Origin of the sequence: Alteromonas marina, assembly GCF_000808575.1 — a bacterium.
Classification (GTDB): Bacteria; Pseudomonadota; Gammaproteobacteria; order Enterobacterales; family Alteromonadaceae; genus Alteromonas; species Alteromonas marina_A.
Genome location: NZ_JWLW01000001.1, coordinates 23,772 through 34,855 on the forward strand (window position 1 = coordinate 23,772; position 11,084 = coordinate 34,855).

Sequence of the window (11,084 nt, forward strand, 5' to 3'; positions counted from 1 at the left end):
AATCGGGCCATTCAAAAAAATTAATTCTGCAATTACCTCAAAACCTAGCACGAATCTTGCCTTATTCTTCTTACAATCAATGTATTGCTCAGTAAAAACGTTTGGAAAAGCGTTCTACTATTTTTCAAACTATTTTGCATAAAATCATGGCCTTTCATAACTCGGCCATTTTTTATAAGCAATAAATTGACCAAATGGTCTACTTTTATGATAAAAATACAGCTATATTAATGAATACAAGAATGCATATAACAAGAAGGTGTGAGTATGATTCGCTTTCTAATAAATAACGATGTTGTTGAATTAAACGAAGCACGAGCCGACCTCACCCTTCTGCAATTTATACGTGAACATCGTAAGAAAACCGGTACCAAAGAAGGCTGTGCAGCAGGAGACTGTGGCGCGTGCACCGTAGTGCTTGTAGAGCCAGCATCATCTGATAACGCGACGAAGCTTAACTATCGTACAGTAAACAGCTGCATCACGCTTATGAGCGCTGTACACGGCAAACAGCTATTGTTCGTAGAACATTTAAGCGATGGTAAACACTTACACCCTGTACAACAGGCATTGGTTGATTATCACGGTTCGCAGTGTGGCTTCTGCACACCAGGGTTTGTCATGTCGATGTTTGCTTTATACCACAGTAATACAAAACCAAACCGTGACGATGTGCTTCATGCTTTATCTGGCAACTTGTGCCGCTGCACTGGCTACCGCCCAATTATCGACGCTACGCTGGCAGTGTGCGAACAAACACCAGATGATCAGTTCACGGCACGCCAAGATACTACTCTTGCCACGTTATTATCGCTATCTAGTGAGAAGCCATCGGGTACAGGCAATATATTTACGCCTACATCGCGGGAAGAGTTGAAAGCACTGATTCAGGCACACCCTGACGCACAACTGGTTGCGGGCAGTACCGATTTAAGTTTGCAGTTCACTCAACAGTTAAAAGATGTGCAAACGCTTATCAGCGTTTCGCATATTGATGCACTAAAACAATGCACCAAAAACGAGCATTCTCTTATTATTGGTGCAGCAGTTCCGCTCAACGATGCGGCGCCACTTTTACTAAACGCATTTCCACAAGTCGCAGAACTGGTAACGCGCTTTGCGTCCCTGCCTATTCGCAATCAAGCAACGATTGGCGGAAACGTGGCTAACGCTTCGCCTATTGGTGACATGCCCCCGTTATTACTCGCATTGAATGCCATACTTCATTTAGATAACGGCGATAGTATTCGTACGATCCCAATCACTCAATTTTTTAAGGGCTATCGCGAAACCACGTTGGCAAAAGGTGAATGGATAAGCGCGATAGAAATACCCTTTTCAACCCCTAATCAGTCACTTGCCGCTTATAAAATTTCTAAGCGATTTGAAGATGATATATCGGCCGTATGCGCGGTATTTAATGTCACACTCGTCAACGGTAAGGTTGAAGCTATTACCAGCGGCTTTGGTGGTGTAGCTGCCGTTCCGTCAACCTGTGAAGCGTTGGAGAACGTTTTAAAAGGTAAGCAATTCGCTAGCAAAGAATGTTTAACGTTAGGTAAACAAGTTTTGGTCGATGCATTTTCACCTATTGACGATGTGCGCGCTACCGCTGAATACCGCAAAACCGTTTTAGCCAACCTATGGCATCGCTTCTGGTTAGAAAACCAAATAGTCAACCAAATTGAAACACGGGTGGTGCAGCATGCGTAAGTTAATTGATGCTCCTAATCCTTTAGAAAAGAGCGACAAACTAGGCGTTGTTCACGTATCTAGAAAGCATGAGAGCGCAACACGCCAAGTACAAGGTTGCGCAAATTACGTTGACGATGTCACTGAACCTCAGGGTACACTTTACGCAGCAGTAGGTGTAAGCGAATGTGCAAGTGGTACGATTGAGTCAATTAATCTTGACGCTGTTCGCCAAAGCGAGGGCGTTGTGGATGTCGTTACGATTGATGACGTACCCGGCCATAAAGATATTGGCCCTGTATTCGAAGGCGACCCGCTACTCGCCGATGGCGAAATCAAATTCTTTGGCCAGCCTGTATTTGCAGTGCTTGCCACTTCGGTAAACCTAGCCCGACAAGCGGCGCTAAAAGGGAAAGTAGAGGTGAGTGAAACCAAACCTATACTTTCCGCAGAAGCTGCCCACCAGCAGAAAACGTTCGTGCGTCCCCTACACCGGTTTGGCCAGCATGCTGACCGCGTTGAAAGTACATTTAAAAATGCTCAACACCAAGCACATGGTACGCTAAGTATTGGTGGCCAAGAGCACATGTACCTTGAAGGGCAAGTGAGCCTTGCGATCCCTGATGAAGAAGATCGCATGAAAATCTACACCTCTAGTCAGCATCCCAGTGAAGTGCAAAAACTCGTTGCCGAAGTACTCGATGTAAAATTGCACCGTGTAATGGTAGACATGCGACGTATGGGCGGCGGCTTTGGCGGAAAAGAAACGCAAGCCGCGCAATGGGCCTGTATAGCGGCTCTACTGGCATCGCGCAATCAATGTGCGGTTAAGCTTCGCTTACCACGCTTCACCGATATGCATGTTACTGGCAAACGTCACCCGTTCGAAAACGAGTTCGACGTGGCCTTTGACGAGACAGGTAAAATTGAAGCCACCCGCATGACAATCAATGGTATTTGTGGGCACTCGCCTGATTTATCTGACGCCATTGTCGATAGAGCCATGTTCCATGCGGACAACGGTTATTTCTTAGGTGATAGCGACATTGTTGGCCACAGATTGCAAACCAATATGGTATCGCACACCGCTTATCGAGGTTTTGGCGGACCGCAAGGTATGATTATGGCTGAAGCCATGATTGATAAAATTGCCCGTGCTATTGGCAGCGACCCCCTATCGGTAAGAAAACGTAATTTATACGGCCCAACAACAGGTAGTTTTACCCCCTACGGAATGAAGGTAGAACATAACCTTCTGCCCGATATGATTGCAGAGCTTGAAGAAACCGCTCAGTATTGGCAGCGCCGTGAAGCTATTGCAGCGTTTAACCGCGAAAGCCCGGTGATTAAGAAAGGTCTAGCGCTAACGCCTGTTAAGTTTGGCATTTCATTTACCGCGAAGCATTTAAACCAAGCTGGCGCTTTAGTGCACATTTATACTGATGGTAGTATTCAGGTGAACCATGGTGGTACTGAAATGGGCCAAGGGCTTCACACCAAAATAGGCCAAATTGCAGCCAATGAATTTGGACTAGATTTGGATATGATTGAAGTCACTGCAACACGCACTGACAAAGTACCTAACACTTCACCAACAGCAGCTTCAAGCGGCACTGACTTAAACGGAAAAGCCGTACAAAATGCATGTATTACGCTAAAAGCCCGTTTGGCCGAGTGCTTTGCCAAAAGCTTAGGTCTAGAGGACCGCGCTGGCGACGTGCTATTCATTAATGAGCACGTGGTATTGGATGAGCACAAAATTACCTTTACCGAGCTTGTGCAGAAAGCGTATTTTGCTCGTGTATCTTTGTCTTCAAGCGGTTTCTACAAAACCCCAAAATTACAGTATAACCGCGACACCGGTGAAGGCCGTCCGTTTTTCTATTTTGCCTACGGCGTTTCGATGAGCGAAGTGTCGGTGGATACGCTGACCGGTGAATACACGGTAGATAAAGTGAACGTAATCCACGATGTGGGCAACAGTCTTAACCCTGCCATTGATATTGGCCAAATAGAAGGCGCGTTTATTCAAGGTATGGGTTGGCTTACCACCGAAGATCTTAAATGGAATGAAGCGGGTAAGCTGATAAGTGAAAATATGGCGACTTATAAAATTCCTGCAATAGGTGATACGCCCAAGGAATTTAATGTGAAGCTGTTCGGTAGAAAGAATGCTGAAGATAGCATTTACCACTCAAAAGCCGTTGGAGAGCCACCATTCATGCTAGCTATTTCAGTGTGGTGCGCCCTAAAGGATGCCATTTCTAGCCTTTCTGGCTACACAGTCGACCCTCAATTAGACACGCCAGCTACACCAGAGCGCGTGTTGAAAGCGGTAGCTGCGATACAGCAGTCGGACTGCCGAGGCGGTGCGATATGACACGTTCGGATCCAAACTCATTTCGCGCCCCCCAATCATTTCGCGCTACGAACTGGCATGAGGCAATAGCTGAATGCCAAGCGCGCAATGAAGGCTATGTGCTTGTGACTGTGGTTGGCACTGCTGGCTCTACACCTCGTGAGCCGGGCAGCAAAATGGTAGTTACTGCCTCACAAAGCGTTGATACCATCGGCGGCGGACACCTTGAGTTTGATGCTATTGCCCGCGCCCGTGGATTTCTTGCTAAAGGCGAAGTACATACCGAAGTTCACAGCTACCCGTTAAGCAGTTCTTTAGGACAGTGTTGTGGCGGTGCGGTAAAGGTGCTGTTTGACGTGTGTAACGTTCATCAGCAGCACATTGCCATCTTTGGCGCAGGTCATGTTGCAAAAGCACTGGTGCCTATTTTGGCTCAATTACCCGTGCGAATTTCGTGGATAGACAGTCGCGATGATTTGTTTCCATCATCACTCCCAGCCAACGTGCAAAAAGTGGTGGAAGAAGCGCCAGAGAGCGAGGTTAGACACCTAGATGAGGACAGTTGGCTAATTATACTTACCCACGACCATCAATTGGACTATCGCATTACAGAGCAGGCATTAAAACAGCCTTCCCTACCCTTCATTGGGTTAATAGGTTCAGAAACAAAGGCAAAGCGCTTTGTTACCAAGCTGACTCAGCGCGGGTTTGACGAAAACGCGCTGGCAAGGCTATTTACGCCTATAGGTAATCGAGATATTCCAGGCAAGCAACCTATTGAAGTTGCCGTTTCTATATCTGCGCAGATTATTGAACGTCTTCATGCAAAAGAAGCAATGGCAGGCAACAGTAACAAAGACAGTGAGAAGCCGATTAAAGCGTTTCTCAGAGAAAAGGACACTATCAGTGACACTTAATGAACTAAATACGCTTAGCGCTGAAGAGGCGTCTGCTTGGTTTGAACAATGCTGCGCGGCGAAAACCTGGATTTACCAAATGGTAGAAGCACGCCCGTATAGCGACAAAGATACACTTGTTATTCAAGCAAAGAACGCGTGGGCTAAGTGCAGTAATGACGACTACCTCGAAGCTTTTACGGCACATCCAATGATTGGCGACGTTGATTCGTTGCGCAAAAAGTTTGCAAATACCAAAGCCATTGCTGCGGGTGAGCAGTCGGGTACAGCCAGCGCGTCCGAAGCTGTTTTACATCAGTTAAAAGAAGCCAACCACGCTTATTTAGACAAGCACGGATTTATTTTTATTATCTGCGCCACCGGGCTTTCTGCGCAGACTATGTTAGAAGCATTACAAGCTAGGCTACCCAATACCACACAGCAAGAGATTACCAATGCTGCTGCGGAGCAAATAAAGATAACCCTATTGCGTATTAACAAAGCGCTGGATTAACCCCAGTATTTTCAAAAATATGGTCAATACGCATTGAATAGTTTTTAAGGAAAACAGTATGAATACGCTTTCTAGCCACGTACTCGACACTACATTAGGTAAGCCAGCACAAGGCATTGCCCTTACACTTACACTACCTGACGGTAGCACCCTTTCGGGTGAAACGGATAATGACGGGCGTTTTAACAACTGGGGCGTTGAAGACGGTTTTGCCGCAGGTGTTTATACCCTGCGCTTTCACTGCAAGCCTTACCTTGTAGAAACGCATGGCAAAAGTTTCTACCCACACATTGATATTACATTTGAACTTGATGAGAATGGCGGCCATTATCATGTGCCACTTCTTATCTCGCCATTCGGTTTCAGCAGCTACAGGGGCAGCTAACAAACATGCAGCTTTTTCGTGCAAGCATTGCGCACTTTCCTAAACAAACCACACAGTTTGATAATGACATCGCTATTTTTAAAGACGGTGGTTTGTTGTTAGATAGCAAAGAAATAAAAGACATTGGCTCGTTTAACGACATTGCTGAACGTTACCCTACCGCCAATGTAACTGACTTGACGGGTAAGTGGATTTTACCCGGATTGATTGACAGCCACTTACACTATCCGCAAACACAGAGCATCGCGCATTATGGAGAGCAACTGCTTAGCTGGCTTGAAAACTATACGTTTCCCACAGAAATGCAGTTTGCTGATAGTGAGCACGCCAACACCATTGCAAAAGTGTTTTTAAATCAGCTACTTAAAAATGGTACAACCACAGGTTTTGTTTTTACTACGGTTCATAAAAGCAGTAGCGAAGCGTTATTTAGCGCAGCAAGCGAAATTGATATGGCGATTGTGGCGGGCAAAGTATGTATGGACAGGAATTGCCCTAGCGCACTCAATGACTGCCCGGCTGCAGCACAGGCTGACAGTGCAGCATTAATTGAAACTTGGCACAACAAAGGCCGTAACCGCTACGCGCTAACCCCTCGTTTTGCGCCTACTAGTACAGAAGCACAACTTGCTGCATTAGGTGAACTTGCCACGCAGTATCCCGACGTTTTCATTCAAACACATTTGTCTGAAAATTTAGACGAAATCGCTTGGGTAAAAAGTTTATTCTCTAACGCTGACGGCTACTTAGATGTCTACGATACTTATAACCTTGTGCGAGAACGCGCGGTGTTTGGTCATGGTATTCACCTTACGCCTAACGAATGGGCTCGCCTTGGAGAAAGCGGCGCTACCGTCGCGTTTTGCCCTACGTCCAACTTGTTTTTAGGCAGTGGCCTTTTTGATATGACCGCAGCGCGTGCTAACAAGGTACATGTCGCTATGGCTACAGATGTTGGTGCCGGCACCACGTTCAATATGTTTAAAACGTATGGCGATGCTTATAAGGTCAGTCAGTTGCGCAACGAGCCAATCAGCCCATTAGAAGGGTTTTACCTCATGACCCAAGGGGCGGCCGTTGCCCATGCGCTTGACCACGAAATTGGCAATTTAAACCCAGGCTCTACAGCTGACTTCATCGTTGTTGAGCCAAGGTTTGACGAATTAACACAGTTGAGAATAAAAGAAGATGCCGACTTCGACGATGTGTTTTTCGCTTTGAGTATTTTAGGTGACGACCGCGCTATCGACCAAACGTGGATCAGCGGCGCCTGTCGCTATCGTAAAGAACATAATTAATAACAAGCTGCTGTGGGGCCTTTAGGGCCCTAAATAAGGAGAACAATAATGCCGTGGCTAGATTGGATAAGTTTATTTGTACGTTGGTTTCACGTTGTAGCCGGTGTTGCGTGGATTGGCGCGTCGTTTTACTTCATTTGGTTAGACAACAACTTGCGAACGCCACCTAAATGGAAACAGGACAAAGGCATTAAGGGCGATTTGTGGGCTATTCACGGCGGGGGGTTCTATGAAGTTGCCAAATACGCTTATGGTCCCGAAAAAATGCCCGAAACCCTGCACTGGTTTAAGTGGGAAGCGTACACAACTTGGCTGTCAGGATTCGCCTTATTAATCATTGTTTATTACTTTGGCGCTAGCGCTTATCTTATCGACCCTTCGGTTAACGCCATGACGCCCGCAATGGCAATATCTCTAGGACTTGGGTTAATCTTTGGTGGGCTAGCTGTTTATGAGTTTGCTTGTCGTAGCCCATTGGCAAAATACCCTCTCGCTTTCGGTATTGGGTTAGTTGCTCTTGTTTGTATTGTTAGCTATCTGTCTACCCAGTGGTTTAGCGGTCGCGGCGCTTATATTCACGTTGGCGCACTTATTGGCACTATCATGGCTGGGAATGTCTTTTTCAACATCATGCCAAACCAGCGCAAAATGGTGGCAGCGGTGGCTGATAAAAAAGACATCGACCCTAATTGGGGAGCTAGCGCTAAACTGCGTTCTGTACACAACAACTACTTCACGTTGCCTTTGCTGTTTATCATGATTTCAAACCATTATCCCATGACATATCAGCACCCGCAAAATTGGCTTGTGTTGATTGCTATTATGGCCGCTGCAGCCTGGATACGACATTTCTTTAATCTTCGTCATGTGGGTACCACTAAGCCAAGTATTTTAGTATCGGGCGCCGTTGCCATGCTTGCCATCGCGCTGTGGGTATCTTGGCCGCAAGCCTCGTCAATGCAACCGTTGAGTCATGATGATACGCTGGCTTCTACATCCATGAACTCGGAGTCAGCGAAGCAATCTGCACCAAGTGCCCCCTTAACATCTTCTAACGGTATGGAAAAAGAAAAAGCGTCAATAATTAGTAATGAACGCGTCGCTGGCTTGGTTACCACTCACTGTGTAAGCTGCCACTCGCGCACGCCCACCGACGATATATTTAAAGTAGCCCCCATGGGCGTAGTATTAGATTCATGGGAAGATATTGAAAGGTTTGCGCCTCAAGTGGTTCGAAGAACCACAGTGACAAAAGACATGCCATTTTTAAACAAAACAAAAATGACAGAAGAAGAAAGGCAAGTTATATCTCGCTGGTTTGCCCAGAAAAGTCAATAACATTTACTTGTGTGTGTAGCTCGGTGATGCGCCAAAGCAACCGCGCTACACTGCATTAGTTCTTATATTATTTACTGCTTTGTTCTGAACCGTCGATGATTGAACTTGCCCTTGTTGCTTTTTTTCGTACATTACCTCATCAGCTCGGTCTAACCACTCTTGCACAGAATTGATTCCCTCATTCCACTGCACCCAGCCAACGCTGAAGTCGATAGAGACAAGGTTACTACCATCGACTTCAACTTCAAATTTTTCGCGCTGAATTCTGTCAAAAAAAGCAGCCGTTTCGTTTTCATCTGTACCGTAAAGCATAATTACAAACTCATCGCCACCGATACGGCCAAACCTATCGCTTTCACGTAAAAGTCCGCTCATGCTGTTGGAAAACTCGACCAATGCTTTATCACCTATTTTGTGGCCATATTTGTCGTTAATTTCTTTAAATTTGTTTAGGTCAATATAGACAAGAGTAGAAGTTTGTTGACCTCTACCCATGCGAGAGATTTCATCATTTAACTGGCTAAAGATTTCTCTTCTATTGGCGAGCCCAGTAAGCGAGTCGGTTTTCGACAAATGCTCTAACTTAGTAACCGCACTCATTAGAGCTTGCTGCTGTGTTTTCTCTTTTGTTATATCGTCTGCTGTACCTAAGATAAGAGAATGCATTTCACGGTCATCATAAATCAAGCTTCCACGGTCATGCAGGTATTTCACCTCACCTTTTGCATCATAAATACGATATTGGATGTCCCAATTTTTCAAAGGGCGCTGACTGAACTGTTTTAGTACCCGCGCTTTATCATCTTCATGGACATGGTCAATAAAACCTATGGGGTTACAGTAAAGTTCATATTCATTGCGACCAAAAATTTTTTCATATCCGTTATTCACATATTTCAGCTGCGATAAATCAGGCGTCGCTACCCAAATGAAGGTTCTATCAGAGAATGCACTTACAATTTTACTGAACAGTGCATCGACTTGAAATAACTCCGCTTGAATACGCTTTTTCTCGTCAATATCCTCTACAACTGAAATAAAATAGTCTGGATTGCCCCGTCTGTCTCTGACAAGTGAAACCGTAAGCTTAGCCCAAACCTTCTCGCCATCACTTCTAAGGTAGCGCTTTTCTATTGAGTAGTCGTCAATGTCACCTTTCAACAGACGCGCCAGATGGTCGAGGTCTTCATCCAAGTAATCTGGCGCTGTTAATTCTTGAAACGTGAGTTTTGTAAGCTTTTCATTTGAGTACCCTAAAAAATCACACAGGCGTTTATTAACGCGAATGAAGCTGCCATCAATACTGACGTGAGCAAGCCCCACTGGACAAAAGTGAAAGGTTTTTTCAAACATTGGGCACTGCCCCGCTAAATAATTGCATTCCGTCGCCTCAACAAAGTGGTGCTTAACCCACAACAAGCTCAATATATACTTTAGTATGGTAAGTATAGATTGAATTTATTTATTAGCTAATGAATATAGCTAAGAAAAAAGCTTAGAGAATGTTTATCAAGGCTATTATGAAAACGGGTAAATCCATAAAAGAAGGCAGCGTGCCTCTTATCTGATAAAAAGGGCAAATTGGCGCTTACAGCTAACACAAGAATTCTAATTTACTTATGTTGAGCGCTTTAGTATCAGGAGTCCAATGTGATCGAATTTTCAGTCATTATCTTTTCTAAGCCTCATCATCAAAACGAGCTGTCAGAAGCGCTAACGCCTTTGGTCAACGCTAGCCGCGCAGAAAAAGGCGCCGTAATGTACGACCTGCATTCATGCGAAGAGGGTGTTTTTGTCATTACTGAGAAATGGGAATCTCAAGAAGCGCTTGATGCCCACGAAATGACAGCGCATTTTAGAGCCTTTCAGGAGAAAGCGGGGGCACTTGTCGAGAAAGTGCTTAAGTTACCCCTTTTACAAGTTTAGAACTGTAGTTATAAGCGGTAGTGTTGAAAAACGGTGAATTATAACGCTCACCGTTTTCATTATTATGCATTTTTTATATACGAAACTAATCGTCTGTGTGCTTTTCAGACCAAACTCTTAGCTGTTCAAGAATATCTAACGCTGAGCGCCCGAAATCGGTGAGACTGTAAGCAACAGCAATCGGGCGAGAGTCGATAACATTACGAATGACCATACCGTTGTTTTCCAGTTCTTTCAGGCGCTGGTCGACCATTTTCCGACTTGCGCCACCTAGCATTCTGCACAAATCATTAAACCTGACAGGTTCATCTTTTAAGTGATAAATAATAGAACCCGTCCATTTTCCACCTATCAAACGCATACCACGTTCAATAGCACACGGCTCTGTGCACGTATTTAAAACGGTTTTTCTACCCTTAGCGTCTGTTTTTATCTCTGTTTTCATTGATGTCCTTCGAAAAAGCACCTAGTAACCAAAAGTAAACTAATTGCTTAGTTGAACAAGGTAACTAAACTATACCACATAAACCATTTAGGCTAACAGCCGTATACCTGTAGTCAATTAGTCTACTTTATAAGTTAAAGGTTCACAAAAGACCAGGTAAACCAGACCGTTCAAACCAAGTCTTTACCTTGGTGAGAGCTATTTAGACTCCAACTTCACGGTGATGATTAC

At 45.0% G+C, this 11,084-nt stretch carries 10 protein-coding genes; 8 read left to right on the top strand and 2 right to left on the bottom strand.

The window, feature by feature from the left end; translation table 11 throughout:
• The first annotated feature begins 267 nt into the window (after positions 1-267).
• From xdhA to RJ41_RS00125, 7 genes are read left to right on the top strand one after another with little or no spacing between them, the layout of a single operon-like run.
• Entirely contained in the window at positions 268-1,713 is a 1,446-nt protein-coding gene (gene xdhA, locus RJ41_RS00095; protein WP_039216190.1) for a xanthine dehydrogenase small subunit, read from the top strand.
• Positions 1,706-4,072 carry a xanthine dehydrogenase molybdopterin binding subunit gene (xdhB, locus tag RJ41_RS00100; RefSeq protein WP_039216191.1) on the top strand — a complete coding sequence of 789 codons (2,367 nt, stop codon included), beginning with the start codon at positions 1,706-1,708 and terminating at the stop codon, positions 4,070-4,072. The genes xdhA and xdhB overlap by 8 nt, the downstream gene beginning before the upstream one ends.
• Positions 4,069-4,968: a xanthine dehydrogenase accessory protein XdhC gene (gene xdhC, locus RJ41_RS00105; RefSeq protein ID WP_052235367.1), complete on the top strand. Its 900-nt coding sequence runs from the start codon at positions 4,069-4,071 to the stop codon at positions 4,966-4,968. Before xdhB ends, xdhC begins: the two co-directional genes overlap by 4 nt.
• Complete coding sequence (gene uraD / locus RJ41_RS00110; protein WP_039216192.1) at positions 4,958-5,461, top strand: 2-oxo-4-hydroxy-4-carboxy-5-ureidoimidazoline decarboxylase; 504 nt, start codon at positions 4,958-4,960, stop codon at positions 5,459-5,461. The genes xdhC and uraD overlap by 11 nt, the downstream gene beginning before the upstream one ends.
• A gap of 58 nt (positions 5,462-5,519) precedes the next feature.
• Positions 5,520-5,846 carry a hydroxyisourate hydrolase gene (gene uraH / locus RJ41_RS00115; protein ID WP_014976192.1) on the top strand — a complete coding sequence of 109 codons (327 nt, stop codon included), beginning with the start codon at positions 5,520-5,522 and terminating at the stop codon, positions 5,844-5,846.
• Positions 5,847-5,851: 5 nt separating this feature from the next.
• Positions 5,852-7,144: a guanine deaminase gene (gene guaD, locus RJ41_RS00120; protein WP_039216193.1), complete on the top strand. Its 1,293-nt coding sequence runs from the start codon at positions 5,852-5,854 to the stop codon at positions 7,142-7,144.
• 48 nt (positions 7,145-7,192) lie between these two features.
• Positions 7,193-8,482 (top strand): urate hydroxylase PuuD, encoded by a 1,290-nt coding sequence (locus RJ41_RS00125; RefSeq protein WP_039216194.1) that lies wholly within the window; start codon positions 7,193-7,195, stop codon positions 8,480-8,482.
• Between the two features lie 45 nt (positions 8,483-8,527).
• On the opposite strand, the gene RJ41_RS00130 is transcribed toward RJ41_RS00125, so the two are convergent.
• On the bottom strand, positions 8,528-9,835 hold the full coding sequence (locus tag RJ41_RS00130; protein WP_039216195.1) for a diguanylate cyclase: 1,308 nt from the start codon (positions 9,833-9,835) through the stop codon (positions 8,528-8,530).
• Positions 9,836-10,132: 297 nt separating this feature from the next.
• Between RJ41_RS00130 and RJ41_RS00135 the strand changes: the two genes are divergently transcribed.
• The gene (locus tag RJ41_RS00135; RefSeq protein ID WP_039216196.1) at positions 10,133-10,408 is read left to right on the top strand and encodes a putative quinol monooxygenase; all 276 of its coding nucleotides are present in this window, start codon (positions 10,133-10,135) and stop codon (positions 10,406-10,408) included.
• Positions 10,409-10,493: 85 nt separating this feature from the next.
• Here RJ41_RS00135 and RJ41_RS00140 read toward each other — a convergent pair whose 3' ends face one another.
• Positions 10,494-10,853: a winged helix-turn-helix transcriptional regulator gene (locus tag RJ41_RS00140; protein ID WP_039216197.1), complete on the bottom strand. Its 360-nt coding sequence runs from the start codon at positions 10,851-10,853 to the stop codon at positions 10,494-10,496.
• Between the last annotated feature and the right edge of the window lie 231 nt (positions 10,854-11,084).

Bases quoted from the DNA above. Each gene is read 5' to 3' on its own strand.
- xdhA (WP_039216190.1), top strand. From the start codon at position 268: ATGATTCGCTTTCTAATAAATAACGATGTTGTTGAATTAAACGAAGCA.
- RJ41_RS00125 (WP_039216194.1), top strand. From the start codon at position 7,193: ATGCCGTGGCTAGATTGGATAAGTTTATTTGTACGTTGGTTTCACGTT.
- xdhB (WP_039216191.1), top strand. From the start codon at position 1,706: ATGCGTAAGTTAATTGATGCTCCTAATCCTTTAGAAAAGAGCGACAAA.
- guaD (WP_039216193.1), top strand. From the start codon at position 5,852: ATGCAGCTTTTTCGTGCAAGCATTGCGCACTTTCCTAAACAAACCACA.
- RJ41_RS00130 (WP_039216195.1), bottom strand. From the start codon at position 9,835: ATGTTTGAAAAAACCTTTCACTTTTGTCCAGTGGGGCTTGCTCACGTC.
- xdhC (WP_052235367.1), top strand. From the start codon at position 4,069: ATGACACGTTCGGATCCAAACTCATTTCGCGCCCCCCAATCATTTCGC.
- RJ41_RS00140 (WP_039216197.1), bottom strand. From the start codon at position 10,853: ATGAAAACAGAGATAAAAACAGACGCTAAGGGTAGAAAAACCGTTTTA.
- uraH (WP_014976192.1), top strand. From the start codon at position 5,520: ATGAATACGCTTTCTAGCCACGTACTCGACACTACATTAGGTAAGCCA.